At 72.8% G+C, this 20,517-nt stretch carries 19 protein-coding genes; 1 reads left to right on the top strand and 18 read right to left on the bottom strand.

The window, feature by feature from the left end:
* Positions 1 to 2: 2 nt before the first annotated feature.
* From IF55_RS01305 to pyrR, 7 genes are all read right to left on the bottom strand, one after another.
* Entirely contained in the window at positions 3 to 1,103 is a 1,101-nt protein-coding gene (locus tag IF55_RS01305) for a quinone-dependent dihydroorotate dehydrogenase (RefSeq protein WP_030879730.1), read from the bottom strand.
* A 128-nt stretch (positions 1,104 to 1,231) separates the two neighbouring features.
* Positions 1,232 to 4,552, bottom strand: a complete 3,321-nt coding sequence (gene carB, locus IF55_RS01300; protein WP_030879728.1) for a carbamoyl-phosphate synthase large subunit — start codon at positions 4,550 to 4,552, stop codon at positions 1,232 to 1,234.
* Entirely contained in the window at positions 4,545 to 5,696 is a 1,152-nt protein-coding gene (gene carA / locus IF55_RS01295; protein ID WP_030879726.1) for a glutamine-hydrolyzing carbamoyl-phosphate synthase small subunit, read from the bottom strand. The genes carB and carA overlap by 8 nt, the downstream gene beginning before the upstream one ends.
* Positions 5,693 to 6,256, bottom strand: a complete 564-nt coding sequence (locus IF55_RS01290) for a PH-like domain-containing protein (RefSeq protein ID WP_030879724.1) — start codon at positions 6,254 to 6,256, stop codon at positions 5,693 to 5,695. The genes carA and IF55_RS01290 overlap by 4 nt, the downstream gene beginning before the upstream one ends.
* Positions 6,253 to 7,539: a dihydroorotase gene (locus tag IF55_RS01285; protein ID WP_030879723.1), complete on the bottom strand. Its 1,287-nt coding sequence runs from the start codon at positions 7,537 to 7,539 to the stop codon at positions 6,253 to 6,255. Before IF55_RS01285 ends, IF55_RS01290 begins: the two co-directional genes overlap by 4 nt.
* A 2-nt stretch (positions 7,540 to 7,541) precedes the next feature.
* On the bottom strand, positions 7,542 to 8,576 hold the full coding sequence (locus tag IF55_RS01280) for an aspartate carbamoyltransferase catalytic subunit (protein ID WP_030879721.1): 1,035 nt from the start codon (positions 8,574 to 8,576) through the stop codon (positions 7,542 to 7,544).
* Between the two features lie 106 nt (positions 8,577 to 8,682).
* Positions 8,683 to 9,273, bottom strand: coding sequence for a bifunctional pyr operon transcriptional regulator/uracil phosphoribosyltransferase PyrR (pyrR, locus tag IF55_RS01275; protein WP_030879719.1), 591 nt, complete (start codon positions 9,271 to 9,273; stop codon positions 8,683 to 8,685).
* Positions 9,274 to 9,469: 196 nt separating this feature from the next.
* Between pyrR and bldD the strand changes: the two genes are divergently transcribed.
* A complete protein-coding gene (gene bldD / locus IF55_RS01270) occupies positions 9,470 to 9,970 on the top strand; it encodes a transcriptional regulator BldD (RefSeq protein ID WP_030879716.1) in 501 nt (166 codons plus the stop codon).
* A 113-nt stretch (positions 9,971 to 10,083) separates the two neighbouring features.
* Here bldD and nusB read toward each other — a convergent pair whose 3' ends face one another.
* The 11 genes from nusB to ruvX all read right to left on the bottom strand — a co-directional run bounded on the left by nusB (position 10,084) and on the right by ruvX (position 20,513).
* Positions 10,084 to 10,518 (bottom strand): transcription antitermination factor NusB, encoded by a 435-nt coding sequence (gene nusB, locus IF55_RS01265; RefSeq protein WP_030879713.1) that lies wholly within the window; start codon positions 10,516 to 10,518, stop codon positions 10,084 to 10,086.
* Positions 10,519 to 10,520: 2 nt separating this feature from the next.
* Complete coding sequence (gene efp, locus IF55_RS01260; RefSeq protein ID WP_030879710.1) at positions 10,521 to 11,087, bottom strand: elongation factor P; 567 nt, start codon at positions 11,085 to 11,087, stop codon at positions 10,521 to 10,523.
* Between the two features lie 48 nt (positions 11,088 to 11,135).
* Complete coding sequence (locus IF55_RS01255) at positions 11,136 to 12,254, bottom strand: aminopeptidase P family protein (protein ID WP_030879708.1); 1,119 nt, start codon at positions 12,252 to 12,254, stop codon at positions 11,136 to 11,138.
* A gap of 86 nt (positions 12,255 to 12,340) precedes the next feature.
* Positions 12,341 to 13,267: an AAA family ATPase gene (locus tag IF55_RS01250; protein ID WP_078643461.1), complete on the bottom strand. Its 927-nt coding sequence runs from the start codon at positions 13,265 to 13,267 to the stop codon at positions 12,341 to 12,343.
* 300 nt (positions 13,268 to 13,567) lie between these two features.
* Positions 13,568 to 14,044, bottom strand: coding sequence for a type II 3-dehydroquinate dehydratase (gene aroQ, locus IF55_RS01245; protein WP_048831439.1), 477 nt, complete (start codon positions 14,042 to 14,044; stop codon positions 13,568 to 13,570).
* Between the two features lie 23 nt (positions 14,045 to 14,067).
* Complete coding sequence (gene aroB / locus IF55_RS01240; protein ID WP_030879701.1) at positions 14,068 to 15,159, bottom strand: 3-dehydroquinate synthase; 1,092 nt, start codon at positions 15,157 to 15,159, stop codon at positions 14,068 to 14,070.
* 72 nt (positions 15,160 to 15,231) lie between these two features.
* Complete coding sequence (locus tag IF55_RS01235) at positions 15,232 to 15,756, bottom strand: shikimate kinase (protein ID WP_030879699.1); 525 nt, start codon at positions 15,754 to 15,756, stop codon at positions 15,232 to 15,234.
* Positions 15,753 to 16,937 carry a chorismate synthase gene (aroC, locus tag IF55_RS01230; protein WP_030879697.1) on the bottom strand — a complete coding sequence of 395 codons (1,185 nt, stop codon included), beginning with the start codon at positions 16,935 to 16,937 and terminating at the stop codon, positions 15,753 to 15,755. Before aroC ends, IF55_RS01235 begins: the two co-directional genes overlap by 4 nt.
* Before the next feature lie 150 nt (positions 16,938 to 17,087).
* Positions 17,088 to 17,948 carry a shikimate dehydrogenase gene (locus IF55_RS01225; protein ID WP_030879695.1) on the bottom strand — a complete coding sequence of 287 codons (861 nt, stop codon included), beginning with the start codon at positions 17,946 to 17,948 and terminating at the stop codon, positions 17,088 to 17,090.
* The gene (gene mltG / locus IF55_RS01220) at positions 17,948 to 19,924 is read right to left on the bottom strand and encodes an endolytic transglycosylase MltG (protein WP_030879693.1); all 1,977 of its coding nucleotides are present in this window, start codon (positions 19,922 to 19,924) and stop codon (positions 17,948 to 17,950) included. The genes IF55_RS01225 and mltG overlap by 1 nt, the downstream gene beginning before the upstream one ends.
* A 124-nt stretch (positions 19,925 to 20,048) precedes the next feature.
* Complete coding sequence (ruvX, locus tag IF55_RS01215; protein WP_030879691.1) at positions 20,049 to 20,513, bottom strand: Holliday junction resolvase RuvX; 465 nt, start codon at positions 20,511 to 20,513, stop codon at positions 20,049 to 20,051.
* Positions 20,514 to 20,517 lie beyond the last annotated feature (4 nt).

Raw genomic sequence — 20,517 nt, 5'->3', positions numbered from 1 at the left:
GGTCACTTCCGGTGCTCGGCGCCGACGGCGTCGGCGAGGGTGGCGTACGGGCTGGCGGCGAGGCGCTGGGCGAGGCCGCGGTGGAGGGCGCGGCACCAGAAGGGGCCCTGGTAGATGAAGCCGCTGTAGCCCTGGACGAGGGTGGCGCCGGCGAGGATGCGCTCCCAGGCGTCGTCGGGGCTCTCGATGCCGCCGACCCCTATGAGGGTGATCCGGTCGCCCACGCGGGCGTACAGGCGGCGCAGGACCTCCAGGGAGCGGGCTTTGAGGGGCTGTCCGGAGAGGCCGCCGGTCTCCTTGGTCAGCGAGGGTTCGGAGGTCAGGCCGAGGCCGTCGCGGGCGATGGTGGTGTTGGTGGCGATGATGCCGTCGAGGCCGAGTTCGAGGGCGAGGTCGGCGACGGCGTCCACGTCCTCGTCGGCGAGGTCGGGGGCGATCTTGACGAGGAGGGGGACGCGGCGGCCGGGCACGGTGCGGTCGGCGGCCTCGCGGACGGCGGTGAGCAGCGGGCGCAGGTGGCCGACGGCCTGGAGGTCGCGCAGGCCGGGGGTGTTCGGCGAGCTGACGTTGACGACGAGGTAGTCGGCGTGGGCGGCGAGCCGTTCGGTGGAGGTGACGTAGTCGGCGATCGCGCCCTCTTCGGGGACCGCCTTGGTCTTGCCGATGTTGACGCCGACGGTGGTCCGGAAGACGGGGTTGCGGGCCGCGAGGCGGGCGGAGACGGCCGCGGAGCCCTCGTTGTTGAACCCCATGCGGTTGATCAGCGCGCGATCCCCCACGAGGCGGAAGAGGCGCTTCTTGGGGTTGCCGGGCTGCGGCTCGGCGGTGACGGTGCCGATCTCGACGTGGTCGAAGCCGAGCATCGTCATGCCGTCGACGGCGACGGCGTTCTTGTCGAAGCCGGCGGCGAGGCCGAAGGGGCCGTGCATCCGGCGGCCCAGGGCCTCGACGCGCAGCGCCTTGTGGCGGGGGGCGAGGAGGGCGGCGAGGAGGGTGCGCAGGACGGGAACGCGGGCGGCGGAGCGGATCCAGCCGAAGGCGAGGTGGTGGGCGGCCTCCGGGTCCATGCGGCGGAAGATCAGTTGGAAGAAGATTCGGTACATATCGGGCCTTCTGGGCATAGGGCTGGGCGGGCCTCGCGAAGAGAGCGGATCTCGCGCGGAGAGCAGGTCTCGCGAAGAGGGGGGCTCGCGAAGAAGGGGGACACCGGCCGGTGTCCCCCTCCCGCGCGCTACGCCTCGCGAGCCGCGATCAGATGTTCCGCGTGGTCCTGGAGGGAGCGCACCCCGACGTCGCCGCGGGTCAGCGCCTCGATGCCCTGCACGGCGGCGGCCAGCGCCTGCACCGTGGTCAGGCAGGGTACGCCGCGGGCCACGGCGGCCGTGCGGATGTCGTAGCCGTCGAGCCGGCCGCCGGTGCCGTACGGGGTGTTGACGATCAGGTCGACCTGGCCGTCGTGGATGAGCTGGACGATCGTCTTCTCGCCGTTGGGCCCCTCACCCTCGCTCTGCTTGCGCACGACGGTGGCGTTGATGCCGTTGCGCCGCAGCACCTCGGCCGTGCCGGAGGTGGCGAGCAGTTCGAAGCCGTGCGCGACCAGCTCACGGGCCGGGAAGATCATCGAGCGCTTGTCGCGGTTGGCGACGGAGACGAAGGCGCGGCCCTTGGTGGGCAGCGCACCGTACGCGCCCGCCTGCGACTTCGCGTACGCGGTGCCGAAGACCGAGTCGATGCCCATGACCTCGCCGGTGGAGCGCATCTCCGGGCCGAGGACGGTGTCCACGCCGCGCCCGGAGGCGTCCCGGAACCGCGACCAGGGCAGCACGGCCTCCTTGACGGAGATCGGCGCGTCCAGCGGCAGCGTGCCGCCGTCCCCGGTCTTCGGGAGCATGCCCTCCGCGCGCAGCTCGGCGACGGTCGCGCCCAGCGAGATGCGGGCGGCGGCCTTGGCCAGCGGCACGGCGGTCGCCTTCGAGGTGAAGGGGACCGTGCGGGAGGCGCGCGGGTTGGCTTCGAGGACGTAGAGGATGTCCCCGGCCATCGCGAACTGGATGTTGATCAGCCCGCGCACGCCGACGCCCTTGGCGATGGCCTCGGTGGAGTTCCGCAGCCGCTTGATGTCGTAGCCGCCGAGGGTGATCGGGGGCAGCGCGCACGCGGAGTCGCCGGAGTGGATGCCGGCCTCCTCGATGTGCTCCATGACGCCGCCGAGGTAGAGCTCGTGGCCGTCGTAGAGCGCGTCCACGTCGATCTCGATGGCGTCGTCGAGGAACCGGTCGATGAGGACCGGGTGCTGGTCGATCAGGCCCGCGTGGCGCTCCAGGTACGCGCCCAGGGACGGCTCGTCGTAGACGATCTCCATGCCGCGCCCGCCCAGTACGTAGCTGGGGCGGACCATGACCGGGTAGCCGATCTCGGCGGCGATGTCCTTCGCCTCCGCGAAGGAGAAGGCGGTGCCGTACTTCGGCGCGGGCAGCCCGGCCTCGGTCAGCACCCGGCCGAACGCGCCGCGCTCCTCGGCGAGGTCGATGGCCTCCGGCGAGGTGCCCACGATCGGCACGCCGTTGTCCTTGAGCGCCTGGGCCAGGCCCAGCGGGGTCTGGCCGCCGAGCTGGACGACGACGCCCGCGACCGGGCCGGCCTGCGTCTCCGCGTGGACGATCTCCAGGACGTCCTCCAGGGTGAGCGGCTCGAAGTAGAGCCGGTCGGAGGTGTCGTAGTCGGTGGAGACGGTCTCCGGGTTGCAGTTGACCATCACGGTCTCGTACCCGGCGGCGGACAGCGCGAAGGAGGCGTGCACGCAGGAGTAGTCGAACTCGATGCCCTGGCCGATCCGGTTGGGCCCCGAGCCCAGGATGATCACGGCGGGCCGCTCGCGCGGCGCGACCTCGCTCTCCTCGTCGTAGGAGGAGTAGAAGTACGGCGTACGGGCGGCGAACTCGGCCGCGCAGGTGTCGACCGTCTTGTAAACCGGCCGTACGCCCAGCGCGTGCCGCACCTCGCGCACGACGTCCTCGTTCAGCCCGCGGATCGCCGCGATCTGGGCGTCGGAGAAGCCGTGCCGCTTGGCCTCGCCGAGGATCTCCGGCTCCAGCTTCTCGGCCGCCGCGATCTCGTCGGCGACCTCGCTGATCAGGAAGAGCTGGTCGACGAACCACGGGTCGATCTTGGTGGCGTCGAAGATCTCGCGCTGCGTGGCGCCGGCGCGGATGGCCCGCATGACGGTGTTGATCCGGCCGTCGGTGGGGACGCGCGCCTTCTCCAGCAGCTCCGCCTTCTCGCCGATGGCGCCGGGCACGGCGGCGAAGTCGAACTGCGAGCCCTTCTTCTCCAGCGAGCGCAGCGCCTTGTTCAGCGCCTCGGTGAAGTTGCGGCCGATCGCCATGGCCTCGCCCACCGACTTCATGGTGGTGGTGAGGGTGGCGTCGGCGGCCGGGAACTTCTCGAACGCGAAGCGGGGCACCTTGACCACGACGTAGTCGAGCGTGGGCTCGAAGGACGCCGGGGTCTTCTCGGTGATGTCGTTGGGGATCTCGTCCAGCGTGTAGCCGACGGCGAGCCGGGCCGCGATCTTCGCGATCGGGAAGCCGGTCGCCTTCGAGGCCAGCGCCGAGGAGCGGGAGACGCGCGGGTTCATCTCGATGACGATGACGCGGCCGTCTTCGGGGTTGACCGCGAACTGGATGTTGCAGCCGCCGGTGTCGACGCCGACCTCGCGGATGATCGCGATGCCGATGTCCCGCAGCCGCTGGTACTCGCGGTCGGTGAGGGTCATGGCCGGGGCGACGGTGATCGAGTCGCCGGTGTGCACGCCCATCGGGTCGAAGTTCTCGATGGAGCAGACGACCACCACGTTGTCGTTGCGGTCGCGCATCAGCTCCAGCTCGTACTCCTTCCAGCCGAGGATGGACTCCTCCAGGAGCACCTCGGTGGTCGGCGAGAGCGTGAGCCCCTGGCCCGCGATGCGGCGCAGCTCGTCCTCGTCGTGCGCGAAGCCGGACCCCGCGCCGCCCATGGTGAAGGAGGGGCGGACGACGACGGGGTAGCCGCCGAGCTGGTCGACGCCCGCGAGGACGTCGTCCATGGAGTGGCAGATCACGGAGCGGGCCGACTCGCCGTGGCCGATCTTGGCGTTGACGGCCTCGACGACGCCCTTGAACAGGTCGCGGTCCTCGCCCTTGTTGATCGCCTCGACGTTGGCGCCGATCAGCTCGACGCCGTACGCCTGGAGCGTGCCGGCCTCGTGCAGGGAGATCGCGGTGTTGAGCGCCGTCTGGCCGCCGAGGGTGGGCAGCAGCGCGTCGGGGCGCTCCTTGGCGATGATCTTCTCGACGAACTCGGGGGTGATCGGCTCGACGTACGTGGCGTCGGCGATCTCCGGGTCGGTCATGATCGTGGCCGGGTTGGAGTTGACCAGGATGACGCGCAGGCCCTCGGCCTTGAGCACGCGGCACGCCTGGGTACCGGAGTAGTCGAACTCCGCGGCCTGGCCGATGACGATCGGGCCGGAGCCGATGACCAGGACGGACTGGATATCGGAGCGCTTAGGCACGCTGGCCCTCCATGAGCTGGACGAAGCGGTCGAACAGGTAGGCCGCGTCGTGCGGCCCGGCTGCTGCCTCGGGGTGGTACTGGACGCTGAAGGCCGGCCGGTCGAGCAGGCGCAGGCCCTCGACCACGCCGTCGTTGAGACAGACGTGGGAGACCTCGGCGCGGCCGTAGGGGGTCTCGGAGACCGCGTCGAGCGGCGCGTCGACGGCGAAGCCGTGGTTGTGCGCGGTGATCTCGACCTTGCCGGTGGCGCGGTCCTGCACCGGCTGGTTGATGCCGCGGTGGCCGTAGCCCAGCTTGTACGTGCCGAAGCCCAGCGCGCGGCCCAGGATCTGGTTGCCGAAGCAGATGCCGAAGAGCGGGGTCCGCCGGGCCAGCACCTCCTGGACGAGGCTCAGGTCCGCGGTGGCCGGGTCGCCCGGCCCGTTGGAGAGGAACACGCCGTCGGGGGCGGTCGCGTACAGCTCCTCGGCGGTGGCGGTCGCGGGCAGCACGTGCACCTCGATGCCGCGCTCGGCCATCCGGTGCGGGGTCATGCCCTTGATGCCCAGGTCGACGGCGGCGACCGTGAACTTCTTGGCGCCGATCGCCGGGACGACGTACGGCTCCTCGGTCGCGACCTCGGCGGCCAGGTCGGCCCCGGTCATCTGGGGCGCCTCGCGGACCCGGGCGAGCAGCGCCGCCTCGTCCGCGACGCTCTCGCCGGAGAAGATGCCGACCCGCATGGCGCCGCGCTCGCGCAGGTGGCGGGTGAGGGCGCGGGTGTCGACGCCGCAGATCCCGACGACGCCCTGCCGGGCCAGCTCCTCGTCCAGCGTGCGCCGGGAGCGCCAGTTGGACGGCGTACGGGCGGGGTCGCGCACCACATAGCCGGCGACCCAGATCCGCCGGGACTCGTCGTCCTCGTCGTTGACCCCGGTGTTGCCGATGTGCGGGGCGGTCATGACGACGACCTGGCGGTGGTACGAGGGGTCCGTGAGCGTTTCCTGGTAGCCGGTCATGCCGGTGTTGAAGACCGCTTCGCCGAAGGTCTCCCCCACGGCCCCGTAGGCGCGGCCGCGGAAGCTGCGGCCGTCCTCCAGGACGAGTACGGCGGGGGCCGCCCCTCGCCTCTGCGAGGCGTTCCCCGGCTTGGAGGTCGTCATCGTGCGGTGCCTTCCGTTGCGTTGATCATGGTGTTGATGGCCTCGGTCCAGGCCGGGTGCTCGTCGGCCCGGTCGGAGCGGAAGCCGGAGTCGAGCTCCTTGCCGCCGTGCTCCCAGGTGACGATCAGCAGACCGCCCTCGGCGAGGACCTTGCCGGCGATGCCCTTGTCGAGCCGGGCGCCACGCAGCCGGTCCGCGGGGATGAAGAAGTCCTGCGCCCCGGGGCGTACGACGTCCAGCCCGGCGTCGGTCAGGGTCAGCTCGACGCGGCTGCGGGTGCCCAGGCCCCGGGCGACGATGCGGTCGAGCCACTGGCCGGCCGTGGTCGAGCCGTGGTAGCGGCCGGTCATGGCCAGCCGCGCCTCGCCCGGCGCCTCGGGGGCCGCCGGCAGCTCGGGCAGGTCGCCCTGGAGGGAGCCGCGCCACTTCCAGCCCTCGCGCATCAGCCAGTAGACGAGCGCGATGAAGAGCAGCAGCCCGACGACCCAGCCGATCCGGCCGGCCCAGTCGGTGACCTCCTGCGACTTCTGCTCCGCGGCGAGGATTGTCGAAAGTCTCACGTCAGCTTCCCGTCCATGACCGTTGCCCGGCCCCGCAGGAAGGTGTGGGTGACGCGCCCCGGCAGCTCGCGGCCCTCGTAGGGGGTGTTGCGGCTGCGGGAGGCGAAGCCCGCGGGGTCCACCGCTCCACGGTAAGCGGAATCGAGCAGGGTGAGATTGGCGGGCTCCCCGACGGCGATGGGGCGGCCGTGGCCACGGAGCCGGCCGATGGCCGCGGGGCGCGCGGACATCCGGTCGGCGACGCCCGGCCAGTCGAGGAGGCCGGTGTCGACCATCGTGTGCTGGACGACGGAGAGCGCGGTCTCCAGGCCGACCATGCCCATGGCCGCGGCGCCCCACTCGCAGTCCTTGTCCTCGTGCGGGTGCGGGGCGTGGTCGGTGGCGACGCAGTCGATGGTGCCGTCGGCGAGCGCCTCGCGCAGGGCCAGCACGTCGGCCTCGGTGCGCAGCGGCGGGTTCACCTTGTAGACCGGGTTGTACGACCGTACGAGCTCGTCGGTCAGCAGGAGGTGGTGCGGGGTGACCTCGGCGGTGACATGCCAGCCCTTGGACTTGGCCCAGCGCACGATCTCGACGGAGCCGGCCGTGGAGAGGTGGCAGATGTGCACGCGCGAGCCGACGTGCGCGGCGAGCAGCACATCGCGGGCGATGATCGACTCCTCGGCGACGGCGGGCCAGCCGCCGAGGCCCAGCTCCGCGGAGACGGCGCCCTCGTTCATCTGGGCGCCCTCGGTGAGCCGGGGCTCCTGCGCGTGCTGGGCGACGACGCCGTCGAACGCCTTCACGTACTCCAGCGCGCGGCGCATGATCACCGCGTCGTCCACGCACTTCCCGTCGTCGGAGAAGACCCGCACGCCCGCGGCGCTGTCGTGCATCGCGCCGAGCTCGGCGAGCTGCTTGCCCGCGAGGCCGACGGTGACGGCGCCGACCGGCTGCACGTCGCAGTAGCCGGACTCCTTGCCGAGCCGCCAGACCTGTTCGACGACGCCCGCCGTGTCGGCCACGGGGAAGGTGTTGGCCATGGCGTGCACGGCGGTGAAGCCGCCGACGGCGGCGGCCTTCGTGCCGGTCAGGACGGTCTCGGAGTCCTCGCGGCCGGGCTCGCGCAGATGCGTGTGGAGGTCGACGAGGCCGGGCAGCAGGATCTGCCCGTCGGCCTCGACGATCTGGGCGTCGGCGGCCTCCAGGGCGGGGCCGACGGCCGCGATGGTCCCGGCGTCGATCAGGACGTCCCGCGGCTCGCCGCCGAGGGGGCGCGCACCGCGGATAAGGATCTTGCTCATGGTCATGTGTTCTCCTCGGTGCGTGCGGTGGTCGAAGGGGCGGGCGCGGGCGTGGAGCCGAAGGCCGCGCCGCCGAGCAGCAGGTACAGGACGGCCATGCGGATGGAGACGCCATTGGCGACCTGCTCGACCGCTGTGCAGCGGACGGAGTCGGCGACCTCGGCGGTGATCTCCATGCCGCGGTTCATCGGGCCGGGGTGCATGACGATGGCGTGGTCGGGCATCTTGGCCATCCGCTCGCCGTGGAGCCCGTAGCGGCGCGCGTACTCGCGCTCGGTGGGGAAGAACGCGGCGTTCATCCGCTCGCGCTGCACCCGCAGCATCATCACGGCGTCGGACTTGGGCAGCACGGCGTCGAGGTCGTAGGAGACCTCGCAGGGCCACTGTCCGACGCCGATCGGGACGAGTGTGGGCGGCGCGACGAGCGTGACGTGGGCGCCGAGCGTCGTCAGCAGGTGGACGTTGGAGCGGGCGACGCGGCTGTGCAGGATGTCCCCGACGATCGTGATGCGCCGCCCGGCGAGGTCCCGGCCGGTGCCGTCGCCCGGCCCCCGGTGGTGGGTCGGGCCGCCGTCGGCCGCGCCCGCCAGGTGCCGGCGCATGGTGAAGGCGTCGAGCAGCGCCTGGGTGGGGTGCTCGTGCGTGCCGTCGCCGGCGTTGACGACGGAGCCGCCGATCCAGCCGGAGGTGGCGAGGCGGTGCGGGGCGCCGGAGTCGTGGTGGCGGATGACGACGGCGTCGGCGCCCATCGCCTCCAGGGTCAGCGCGGTGTCCTTGAGCGACTCGCCCTTGGAGACCGAGGACCCCTTGGCGGAGAAGTTGATGACGTCGGCGGAGAGCCGCTTGGCGGCGGCCTCGAAGGAGATGCGGGTGCGGGTCGAGTCCTCGAAGAAGAGGTTGACGACGGTCCGGCCGCGCAGGGTGGGCAGCTTCTTGATCGGCCGGTCCGCGACCCGGGCCATCTCCTCGGCGGTGTCGAGGAACAGTACGGCGTCGTCGCGGGTGAGGTCGGCGGCCGAGATGAGGTGACGATTCATCCGGGTACTCCGTGGGTGCTGAAGAGGTGCGTGGATGCCCGCAGGGCAGGCAGGCAGACGGAGCCACGGGCACCGGCCGCGCCGGGTCCGTGGGGGTGCGTCCGCGCTACCGCTCGCCGCCGGCCTGGGCGGTGGGCTTGACGCCGAGGAGCACGCTGTCGCGGCCGTCCTCCTCGGTGAGCTGGACCTTGACCGTCTCCCGCAGCGACGTGGGGAGGTTCTTGCCGACGTAGTCGGCGCGGATCGGGAGCTCGCGGTGGCCGCGGTCGACGAGGACCGCGAGCTGGACGGCGCGCGGCCGGCCGATGTCGCCGAGCGCGTCGAGGGCGGCGCGGATCGTACGGCCGGAGAAGAGCACGTCGTCGACGAGGATCACCAGGCGGCCGTCGACGCCGTCACCGGGGATCTCGGTGCGGGCGAGGGCGCGGGCCGGGCGGAGCCGCAGGTCGTCGCGGTACATGGTGATGTCGAGGGAGCCGACGGGCATCGTCCGGCCGGTGATCTCCTCCAGCTTGGCGGCCAGCCGGCCGGCGAGGAAGACGCCGCGGGTGGGGATGCCGAGCAGCACCACGTCGTCGGCGCCCTTGGCGCGTTCGACGATCTCGTGGGCGATGCGGGTGAGGACCCGCGCGATGTCCGGGGCTTCCAGCACGGGCCGTGCCGGTTCCGGACCGGGGTCCGGGCTCTTGGTGTCCATGGGAAACGGACCTCCTTCTCCGCCTCACGGGACGGACCTTAAAGGACGTCGGGTTTACGCCATTCACGGTACCAGGGTCGTACGGGACGCCCGTCAACACCCCTGACGGGGGACGGCATGGACCGTTCGGCTTGACGAAGTGAGATTACGCTGCGTAACCTCACAGTGAGTTACCAGTCTTCGTCCGGGGAGCTTTATGTCCAGCGAATACGCCAAACAGCTCGGAGCCAAGCTTCGCGCCATCCGCACCCAGCAGGGCCTCTCGCTGCACGGCGTCGAGGAGAAGTCCCAGGGCCGCTGGAAGGCCGTGGTGGTCGGTTCGTACGAGCGTGGCGACCGAGCAGTCACCGTGCAGCGCCTGGCCGAGCTGGCCGACTTCTACGGCGTCCCGGTGCAGGAGCTGCTGCCCGGCACGACGCCCGGCGGCGCCGCCGAGCCCCCGCCGAAGCTGGTGCTCGACCTGGAGCGGCTGGCCCACGTGCCCGCCGAGAAGGCCGGCCCCCTCCAGCGGTACGCGGCCACGATCCAGAGCCAGCGCGGCGACTACAACGGCAAGGTGCTCTCGATCCGCCAGGACGACCTGCGCACCCTCGCCGTCATCTACGACCAGTCGCCCTCGGTGCTGACCGAGCAGCTCATCAGCTGGGGCGTGCTCGACGCCGACGCGCGCCGCGCCGTGCAGCACGAGGACCTCTGAAGCCCCCACGGCATCGAACGCCTCGCCACATCACTGCAGAAACGTGCCGCCGCCCTCGGCGGAACCCCTTCCAAGGTTCCGCCGAGGGCGGCGGTCCTGCGTGTGCTGCCGCTCTACCGCGTATCGCGCCGCAGGCTCGGCTTGAGCTCCTTGAGACGGCCGAGAAGACCATTGACGAACGCGGGCGAATCGTCGGTGGAGAACTCCTTGGCGAGCTGCACCGCCTCGTCGATCACCACCGCGTCCGGCGTCCCGTCCTCCCAGACCAGCTCGTACGTGCCGAGCCGCAGGATGTTCCGGTCGACCACCGGCATCCGGTCGAGCGTCCAGTCGACCGCGTAGGTGGCGATCAGCTCGTCGATCCGGGGCGCGAACTCCGCGTACCCCTCGACGAGCTGCATCGTGTACTCGGTGACCGGCGGCTGCCGGTCGTCCGAGCGGGAGTGCCGTATCCAGTCCGCGAGCACGTTCTGCACGGACGTACCGCGCTGATCGGCCTCGAAGAGGATCTGGAAGGCGCGTTTGCGGGCCTTGTTACGGGCAGCCACGGTTAGCTGTTCACCCGACCGAGGTACTCACCGGAACGGGTGTCGACCTTGATCTTCTCACCGGTGGTGATGAAGAGCGGAACCGCGATCTCGTAACCGGTCTCCAGCTTGGCCGGCTTGGAGCCGCCGGTGGAGCGGTCGCCCTGCACACCCGGCTCGGTGTGCTCGATGACGAGCTCGACGGAGGCCGGCAGCTCGACGTAGAGGGGGTTCTCCTCGTACACCGCGACGACGGCCTCGAAGCCCTCCAGGAGGTAGCGCGCGGCGTCGCCGACCACCTCCGGGGCGATGAACATCTGGTCGTAGGTCTCCATGTCCATGAAGACGAAGTTTTCGCCGTCCTTGTACGAGAACTGCATGCCGCGCTTGTCGACATTGGCCGTCTCGACCTTGGTGCCGGCGTTGAACGTCTTGTCGACGACCTTGCCGGAAAGCACGTGCTTCAGCTTGGTGCGCACAAAGGCGGGGCCCTTGCCGGGCTTGACGTGCTGGAACTCGACGACGGACCAGAGCTGGCCGCTGTCGAGCTTGAGCACCATGCCGTTCTTGAGGTCGTTCGTGGATGCCACGGTTGCGGAATCTCCTGGACTGAAGCTGGTGGGACCAGGAGGCGCGCGCTAGAGCGCGAGCAGCTCCTTGGTCGTAATGGTGAGTAGCTCGGGGCCGCCGTCCGCCTCGGAGCGGACGACGAGCGTGTCATCGATCCGGACACCACCCCGTCCCGGGAGGTGAACCCCCGGTTCGACGGTGACCGGCACGCAAGCGTCCAGTTTACCCATGGCCGCGGGCTCCAGCCGAGGGTCCTCGTCGATTTCGAGTCCCACCCCGTGACCGGTGCGCGCTTCGAGCCCCTCGCCATGGCCGCCGGCCCGCAGCACCTGGCGCGCCGCCCGGTCCACGTCCCGGCACGCCACGCCCGGCGCGAGCGCCTCCCGGCCGGCCCGCTGCGCGGCGAAGACCAGCTCGTACAGGTCGATCTGCCAGGACGCCGGGGACGTGCCGATGACGAACGTACGGCCGATCTCGCAGCGGTAGCCGCCGTAGTCCGCCCCCAGCCGGACGCTGAGGAAGTCCCCCTCCTCCACCCGGCGGTCCGTCGGCTGATGGTCCGGCGAGCCCGAGTTCGGCCCCGCGCCCACGGAGGTCGGGAACGCCGGCCCGGCCGCGCCGTGGTCCACGAGGCGGCGCTCCAGCTCCAGCGCCAGATGCCGCTCGGTGCGGCCGACCAGGATCGACTCCAGGAGTTCGCCGAGCGCCTGGTCGGTGATCTCCGCGGCGATGCGCAGGCAGGAGATCTCCTCCTCGTCCTTGACCACCCGCTGCTGCTCCACCGCGCGGCCGAGGTCCGCGAGCCGCACCCCCGGTACGACCGAGCGCACCGCCCGGTACTGGGCGACGCTCAGATGGTGCTCCTCGACGGCGAGGGAGCCGGCGCGGGCTGCCGCGGCGCGGGCCGCGGCGGCGACGGCGGGGTCCGCGTCCGGGGCGGGCAGCACGGCGATCCGCAGCCCCTCCGCGGGCCGGCCGCCGGGCCGCGGCTCGCCGAAGGGGTCCTGGGGGCACATGAGGAGGTCGTGGTCGCCGCCGGGCGGGCCGAGGAGGAGGACCGCTCCGGGCGGCGCGCCGCCGGCCAGATAGCGGACGTTGGCGGGACGGGACACCAGGGCGGACTCGCTGCCGGCGGCGGCGCACCGGTCGCGCAGACGGGTGCGTCGGGCCTCGTACACCTCGGACATGCGCCGAGCCTACGATCAGCGGCCCGGGGCGGCCGGTTCAGCGCGTCCGACCGGGCGGCGCGCACCGGGGCCCGCGGGCGCGGCGGCTACCAGCTCGGCGGCGAGGCCAGCGAGCGGGCCACCACGTCGTCCAGGAGGCGGGCGGTGGTCGCCACGTCCTGCTGGGTGTTGTCGATGATCGGCAGCCCGGAGCCGTACCAGCCGGCCATCCGGCCGTGGATGCGGGCGACCTCCTCGTCGCCGAGGCGGCGGTTGCCGGACCGGGCGGCGTTGCGCTCCAGGACGACCTCCAGACCGGGCAGCAGGACGACGGGGAGCAGGCCGGGGCCGACATGGCGCTTCCAGCCGCCGAGGCCGACGACGGGGCGGTCCGGGAAGACGGCGTCGTCCAGGATGCAGGAGATGCCGTTGGCGAGGAAGTTACGGGCCGCGAAGCCGCACGTGCGGCGCGCGAGCCGGTACTGGGCCTCGGAGTGGTCGTTCCAGCCGGACTGGGGGTCGGCGAAGCCCGCCCGCACCCATTCGCGGACGTCGTCCAGGCTGATGTGGGCGGTCGGCACGCGCCGGGTGTCCGCCCAGTGGCGCGCCACCGTCGTCTTGCCCGCGCCCGCCGGGCCGATCAGCAGCACCGCCACGGCGGCGTGCGCCGCGTCCGCCGCGGCCGTACCGGGACCGGCCCCGGGCACCGGCACCGGCGCCCCGGCCGGCAGCCGCACCTGGCCGCCCGCCTCGGTCGGCTGATGGCCGGCGGGCGGCCCGCCGGGGCGCCTCTCCCAGCCGGGCGCGGCCGCCGGGGCGGGGGCGGCGGGCGGTACGGGCGCGGGTGCCGCGCCCGGCGCGGGCGCGGGGACGGGCGGAGGCGCGGGCGCGGGTGTCGCCGGAGGCGCGGGGTTCGTCGGAGGCGCCGGCGGTACGGGCGCGGAAGCGGCCGGCGGCGCGGACGCAGGGACAGGGGGCGACGCGGGATTCGTCCGAGGCGTCGGCGGTACGGGCGCGGAGGCGGCCGGTGCCACGGGCGCGGGGGGCGGGGCGGTGGGCGGCGGTACGGGTCCGCCGGTGCCCGCGGCGGCCGGGCCGGGCGGCGGCGGTGCGGGGTGGGACGCGTGCCCGTGGCCGCCGGGGCCGGCGCCCTGCCCGGGGGCGGGGGGCTGCGGAGCCCCCACTGCGTACTGCATCTCGGTGGCACTCCGTCTCGTGCGGGCGTCTGGCGCCGTGTCAAGCGGCCGCGAGGGCCGGGCCGGTACCGGAGAGTACCCGCCCCGGCCCTCGCGGTGTGAACGGCCCGGGCCCCCGCGTCGTGCCCGCGTACCCCGTCAGCCTGCGAGTTCGCCGGCCTCGTCGGCGAGGGCGCGCAGCGCGAGGCGGTACGAGCCGATGCCGAACCCCGCGACCGTACCGCTGGCGACGGCCGCGATGACGGAGTTGTGCCGGAACTCCTCGCGGGCGTGCGGGTTGGAGATGTGCACCTCGATCAGGGGCGCGGTGCGCTGCGCCGCCGCGTCCCGCATCCCGTACGAGTAGTGCGTGAAGGCGCCGGGGTTGATGACCACGGGCAGGCGGCCGTCGGCGGCCTCGTGCAGCCAGCGGATCATCTCGCCCTCGTCGTTGGTCTCGCGGACGTCGACCTCGAAGCCGAGTTCCGCGCCCAGCGCCGTGCAGGTCTCGACGAGACCGGCGTAGGAGGTCGCGCCGTACACGTCGGGTTCGCGGGAGCCGAGGCGGCCGAGGTTGGGCCCGTTGAGGACCAGTACCCGGCGCGGGCCCGTACCGTTCGCACCCGTCTCACTCACGCCGCTCACGCCGCTCACGCTGCTCACGCCGCGATCTCTGAGTGGGCCGCCAGCAGCATCGCCGGGTCCGGGCCCTCCAGCACGGTCGGCTTGGCCAGCCCGTCGAGGACGATGAAGCGCAGCAGGTCGCCGCGGGACTTCTTGTCGACCTTCATGGTCTCCAGCAGCTTGGGCCACTGGTCACCGCGGTAGGTCACGGGCAGCCCGACCGATTCCAGGATCGCGCGGTGCCGGTCCGCGGTGGCGTCGTCCAGCCGCCCGGCGATCCGGCCGAGTTCGGCGGCGAAGACCATGCCGACGGAGACGGCCGCGCCGTGCCGCCAGTTGTAGCGCTCGTTCTTCTCGATCGCGTGGGCGAGGGTGTGCCCGTAGTTGAGGATCTCGCGCAGCCCGGACTCCTTGAGGTCCGAGGAGACCACGTCGGCCTTGACGCGGATGGAGCGCTCGACGAGTTCGGCGGTGTGCGGGCCGCCGGGGGTGCGGGCGGCCTCGGGGTCCGCCTCGATCAGGTCGAGGATGGCCGGGTCGGCGATGAAGCCCGCCTTGATGATCTCGGCGAGGCCGCTGACGTAGTCGTGCACGGGCAGCGAGTCCAGCGCGGCCAGGTCGCAGAGCACGCCGGCCGGCGGGTGGAAGGCGCCGACGAGGTTCTTGCCCTCGGCGGTGTTGATGCCGGTCTTGCCGCCGACCGCCGCGTCGACCATGCCCAGCACGGTGGTGGGCACCGCGATCCAGCGCACCCCGCGCAGCCAGGTCGCGGCGACGAAGCCCGCGACGTCGGTGGTCGCGCCGCCGCCGACGCCGACGATCACGTCGGTGCGGGTGAAGCTGGTCTGGCCGAGCGCCTTCCAGCAGTACGCCGCGACCTCGACGGTCTTGGCCTCCTCGGCGTTCGGGAGCTGGATGGCGATGGCCTCGTACCCCTGCTCGGCCAGGTCCTCGCGCAGCACCGAACCGGTCTCGGCGAGCGCCTCCGGGTGCAGGATCGCGACGCGCTTGGCCGCGGGGCCGATCAGCGCGGGCAGCTCGCCCAGGAGCTGCCGGCCGACCAGCACCTCGTACGGCGCGCTGCCCGCGCTGCCGGCGACCTGGATACGGGTGGGTGCCTCGGTCATACGTTCCTCACTGCGTGCTGCCTCGTGCCCGCGGCCGGGGGCGGCGGCGGGTCGGTCCTTGAGAGCGCCGGGTCAGTCCTTGAGGACATCTCGGAGCTCCAGGGCGTCGAGGACCGCCTCGGCGACGTCCTCGGGGGTGCGGCCGTCGGTGGTGACGACCGCGCGGGCGACCTCGGTGTAGAGCGGGCGGCGGGCCTCCATCAGCTCGCGCCAGCGCTGCCGCGGGTTGACGGCGAGCAGCGGGCGCGGGGCGTCGAGCCCCACCCGGCGCACGGCGTCGGCGAGGGAGACGTCGAGGAAGACGACCGGGAGCCCGGCGAGCAGGGCCCGGGTCCCCTCGTCCATGACCGCGCCGCCGCCGAGGGAGAGCACCCCGGCGTGGCCGGCGACGGCGGCGCGTACGGCCTGCCGCTCCAGCTCGCGGAAGTGCGGCTCGCCCTCGTCGATGAAGATCTCGGAGATCGGCTTGCCGGCGCTCCGCTCGATGTCGGCGTCGGTGTCCCGGTAGCCGGTGCCGAGGCGGTCGGCGATCAGCGCGCCCACGGTGGACTTGCCCGCGCCCGGCGGGCCCACGATGACGACGGCGGGCGGCGTCACCTGATGGCCAGCCCGTCGAGGTAGCCGCGGACGTTGCGGCGGGTCTCCGGCACGCTGTCACCGCCGAACTTCTCCGCCACCGCGTCCGCCAGCACCAGCGCGACCATCGCCTCGGCGACGATGCCGGCGGCCGGCACCGCGCACACGTCGGAGCGCTGGTGGTGGGCCCGGGTGGCCTCGCCGGTGGCGACGTCCACGGTGGCCAGGGCGCGCGGCACGGTCGCGATGGGCTTCATGGCGGCCCGTACGCGCAGCAGTTCGCCGGTGCTCAGGCCGCCCTCGGTGCCGCCGGAGCGGCCGGAGGTGCGGCGGATGCCCTCGTCGGTGGAGACGATCTCGTCGTGCGCCTGCGAGCCGGGCACCCGCGCCAGGTCGAAGCCGTCGCCGAGCTCGACGCCCTTGATGGCCTGAATGCCCATCAGGGCGCCGGCGAGGCGCGCGTCGAGGCGGCGGTCCCAGTGCACATGGCTGCCGAGCCCCACCGGGACTCCGTAGGCGAGCACCTCGACGACGCCGCCGAGCGTGTCGCCGTCCTTGTGGGCCTGGTCGATCTCGGCGACCATCGCCTCGCTCGCGGCCGCGTCCAGGCAGCGCACGGGGTCGGCGTCGAGCCGTTCGACGTCGGCGGGGGTGGGGAGGACGCCGTACGGGGCCTTGGCCGCGGCCAGCTCCACGACGTGCGAGACGATCTCGATGCCGGCCGTCTCCTTGAGGAAGGAGCGGGCCACCGTGCCGAGCGCGACGCGGGCCGCGGTCTCGCGGGCGGAGGCGCGCTCCAGGATCGGGCGGGCCTCGTCGAAGCCGTACTTCTGCATGCCGGCGAGGTCGGCGTGGCCCGGCCGGGGCCTGGTCAGCGGCGCGTTGCGGGCCAGCGCGGCCAACTCCTCGGGGTCCACCGGGTCGGCCGCCATGACCTGTTCCCACTTGGGCCACTCGGTGTTGCCGACCATGATCGCGACGGGCGAGCCGAGGGTCAGGCCGTGCCGGACGCCGCCGAGGAAGGTCACCTCGTCACGCTCGAACTTCATGCGCGCGCCCCGGCCGTAGCCCAGCCGCCGCCGGGCCAGGGCGTCCGCCACCATGTCCGTGGTGATCGGCACGCCGGCCGGAAGGCCCTCCAGCGTCGCCACCAGTGCGGGGCCGTGCGACTCCCCCGCCGTCAGCCAGCGCAACCTGCTCAACGGTGCTCCTCTTGCTCGCGCCTCGGACCTTGAGTCGGCGCGGTCCGGTGCGCGGCCCTGACCCGCCGCCCCCGATCCTCCCATGGTTCGCGGCGCGGCCCGGACGCCGGTCCGGGACGTGGACCGGCGGCGGCCGGCCGTACGGGCCGCTCAGGCCGTACGGGCCGCCAGCGCCGACTCGCCCGCGGCGCGCATCGCGGCGAGCGGGCCCGGGGCGCGGCCCGTCATCTGCTCGACCTGGAGCACGGCCTGGTGGATGAGGAGGTCGAGGCCGCCGATCACGGCGCCGCCGCGCTCCGCCCAGGCGGCGGCCAGCGGCGTCGGCCACGGCTCGTACAGCACGTCGAAGAGGGTGCCCGGAGCGCTCGGCACGGCGTCCGCGAGCACGTCCGCGGTGCCGGCCGGGGTGGTGGCGACGACGAGCGGCGCGGTGAGGGCCGCGGCGGCGTCCGCCCAGTCGGCGGTGCGCACCGGCACCCCCAACCGCTCGCCCCACCCGCGCATCTCGGCGGCGCGGGCGGCGCTGCGCACGTACACGGTGACCTCGCCCGCGCAGATCCGCCCGAGGGCCGCCAGCGCGGCGGAGGCGGTGGCTCCGGCGCCCAGGACGGCGGCGCTCGCCACCCGCTCGACGCCGCGTTCGCGCAGGGCCGCGACCATGCCGGGGATGTCGGTGTTGTCGCCGAGCAGCCGGCCGTCCGCGGTGCGGACGACGGTGTTGACCGCCTCGACGGCGGCCGCGGTGTCGCTGACCTCGTCCAGCAGCGGCAGGACGGCGCGCTTGAGCGGCATGGTCAGCGACAGCCCGGCCCAGCCGGCGTCGAGGGAGTCGACGAAGCCGGGCAGCCGGTCCTCGGTCACCTCGAAGCGGTCGTACGTCCAGCCGGTGAGGCCGAGTTCCGCGTACGCGGCGCGGTGCAGCACCGGGGAGAGCGAGTGGGCGATCGGCGACCCGAGCACGGCCGCCCGGCGGCCGTGCCGGTGCTCGCGCTGGTCCTGCTGGTCCGTCATCACGTGCCGTTCTTGTGTTTCTGGTTCGCGTTGAACTCCTGCACGAGCTTGTCGTGCTCGGCCAGGGTCTTGGCGAACTTGGTGACCTTGCCGTCCGTGGCCACGAAGTAGTACCAGTCCCCCGCCTCCGGGTCGAGCGCCGCTTCCACGGCGTCGCTGCCCGGGTTGTCGATCGGGCCGGGCGGCAGCCCCCTGATGTAGTACGTGTTGTACGGGTGGTGGAAGGCCCGGAGCTGCGCGGGGCTCAGATTGATCTTGCTCTGGTTCGTCGCGTAGTTGTACGTCGAGTCGAATTCGAGCTTGCCGTTCGTCTCCCTGTTGGTGGGCTTGAGGCGGTTGTAGACCACGCGCGACATCTTGCGGAAGTCGTCGTGCGTCATGCCCTCGGCCTGCACCAGGCTGGCCACCGTGATGACCTCCAGCGGCGACTTGAGCCCCAGGTCCTTGGCCTTGGCCTCCAGGTCGTACTTGGCGTACCGGCTCTTCGCCCGGCTGACCATCTCCCGCAGCACGTCCACGGGCTTGGTGCCCTTGCCCACGCTGTACTGCGAGGGGAAGAGGAAGCCCTCCAGCGGGTCCTTCATCTCCCCGTCCCCCTCGGCCCAGTCGGGCAGCCCGAGGTTCTTGGCCTCGTTCTTGGCGACGTCCTTGGTCGTGCCGTCCTTGAGGCCGAGCTTCTTGTCGATCGCGGCGTAGACCTGCACGTTGCGCCGGCCCTCGGGGATGGTGAGGGAGTTGCGGGTCTTGGGGTCCGTCATCAGCGCGACGGCCGCCGCGCCCGACATCTCCTTGCGCAGGGTGTACGTGCCGCCCTGGATGGACTTGCCCTGGGGGTTCTTGGCGACGGCCTCGGTGAACGCGCCGACGCTCTTCACGACGCCCTTCTCCTTGAGGACCCGGCCCATCGCGATGCCGCTCGCGCCCGCCGGGATGTCGACCTGGACCTCGCCGGTGCCCTCGCCGGAGAAGTCGGGCGCGGCGCCGTAACGGTCCTGCCAGAACTGGTACGCGAAGTACCCGCCCCCGCCGACCACACCGGCCAGCACCACGACGACGACCAGGCAGGCCATGCCGGAGCGGCGCTTGGTCTTCTTGCCGCGGCGGTCCCCGCCGTCCTTCCGGCCCTTCCCGGCGGCCCCGTCGCCGTCGTCCTCCTCGTCCTCGTCGTCCCCCGCAGGCCCCTTGTTCCGCTTGTCTCGCTTGTCGCGGTCGCCGTCACCGCGGCCCGAGAAGAAGGGGTGGTCGTCGGCGCCGTCCGGCTCCGCGTCCCACTCCTCGGCCCGCTCGGGGACCTGCGGCTGGGTCTGGGTGCGCTCCAGCGGGCTCTCGGCCTGGTCCGCCTGATGCGGGGCCGGAGCCTGGGCCTGGGCCTGGGCCTGCTGAGGCGCGGGCGCCTGCTGGGGCGCGTACTGCTGCTGCCCCTCGTGCGGCTGCTGCGGGTGCTGCGGCTGCTGCTGCGCGTACGTGCCCTGGCCGCCGTAGTAGTCCTGCTGCTGCCCGCCGCCGTAGGGGTCGGCGGGCTGGCTGTACGGATCCTGGGGGTTCATCCCGTACTGCGCCGGAGCCCCCTGGAGGGGGTCCCAGCCGTACTGCTGCTGATCGGCGTACTGCTGCTGCCCGTGCTGCTGGACCTGGTACTGCTGATTCTGGTACTGCTGGTTCTCGTACCGCTGATCCGGCTGCTGCCCGTACCCCGGAAACTGCTGGCCCTGGTACGGCTGACCGGGGTATTGCTGCTGCTGATCGGGGTACTGCTGCTGTCCGTACTGCTGAGGGTGGTGCTGTTCGTACTGCTGGTACTGCCCCTGCTGTGACTGGTCCGCGTACTGCTGCGGATGGCCGCCGTAGGCGTCCTGCCGAGCGCCGTGCGGGTCGTGGGCGCCCGTCGGCTGGTGCCCGCTGTAGCCCTGGTCCCCGTAGAGAGGGTCCTCAGGATGCCACGGTTGGGGCTCCGGACCCCGGCCATACTCAGTCATCGATCCCCTAGAGCCGCGTTTCGGCGACCGGCCCGCGCTCCGTGGAGCTTGGCCGGCCGCCTGGTTTCTTCACGGCCGGCGTTCGAACGGCTGCCGTTTCGCGCGGAACGTTACCGTACCTCCATCAGTCGTCCACTTCGACGCCCTCCCCGGGCGGCTGCCCGGAGGTGCGCTCCGTCTCCAGGGCGTTCTGCAGGATGATCACCGCGGCCGCCTGGTCGACGACGGAGCGGCCCTTCTTCGCGTTCACCCCGGAGGCGCGCAGCCCCTGGGCCGCCGTGACCGTGGTCATCCGCTCGTCCACCAGCCGGATCGGCACCGGGGCGACGCGCCCCGCCAGCTCCCGGGCGAAAGCCCGCACCTTGGCCGCCGCCGGCCCCTCGCCGCCCTTCAGGGAGCGGGGCAGGCCCAGGACGACCTCGATCGGCTCGTATTCGTTCACGATCGCCACGAGCCGCCGGTACGCGGCCGGGAGGTCGCGCCCCGGCACGGTCTCCACCGGCGTGGCCAGGACCCCGTCGGGGTCGCACGAGGCGACCCCGATCCGGGCGTCCCCGACGTCGACGGCGATGCGTCTGCCGCGTCGCACGGCG

The organism is Streptomyces varsoviensis (genome assembly GCF_000718635.1).
GTDB lineage: Bacteria > Actinomycetota > Actinomycetes > Streptomycetales > Streptomycetaceae > Streptomyces > Streptomyces varsoviensis.
Note: the sequence above shows the minus strand (reverse complement) of the source record. Positions and strands in the feature narration are given on the sequence as shown.

Bases quoted from the DNA above. Each gene is read 5' to 3' on its own strand.
- mltG (WP_030879693.1), bottom strand. From the start codon at position 19,924: ATGACTGAGTATGGCCGGGGTCCGGAGCCCCAACCGTGGCATCCTGAG.
- aroB (WP_030879701.1), bottom strand. From the start codon at position 15,159: ATGACCGAGGCACCCACCCGTATCCAGGTCGCCGGCAGCGCGGGCAGC.
- IF55_RS01255 (WP_030879708.1), bottom strand. From the start codon at position 12,254: ATGTCCGAGGTGTACGAGGCCCGACGCACCCGTCTGCGCGACCGGTGC.
- bldD (WP_030879716.1), top strand. From the start codon at position 9,470: ATGTCCAGCGAATACGCCAAACAGCTCGGAGCCAAGCTTCGCGCCATC.
- IF55_RS01280 (WP_030879721.1), bottom strand. From the start codon at position 8,576: ATGAATCGTCACCTCATCTCGGCCGCCGACCTCACCCGCGACGACGCC.
- IF55_RS01225 (WP_030879695.1), bottom strand. From the start codon at position 17,948: ATGACGGACCAGCAGGACCAGCGCGAGCACCGGCACGGCCGCCGGGCG.
- pyrR (WP_030879719.1), bottom strand. From the start codon at position 9,273: ATGGACACCAAGAGCCCGGACCCCGGTCCGGAACCGGCACGGCCCGTG.
- IF55_RS01305 (WP_030879730.1), bottom strand. From the start codon at position 1,103: ATGTACCGAATCTTCTTCCAACTGATCTTCCGCCGCATGGACCCGGAG.
- IF55_RS01285 (WP_030879723.1), bottom strand. From the start codon at position 7,539: ATGAGCAAGATCCTTATCCGCGGTGCGCGCCCCCTCGGCGGCGAGCCG.
- carA (WP_030879726.1), bottom strand. From the start codon at position 5,696: ATGACGACCTCCAAGCCGGGGAACGCCTCGCAGAGGCGAGGGGCGGCC.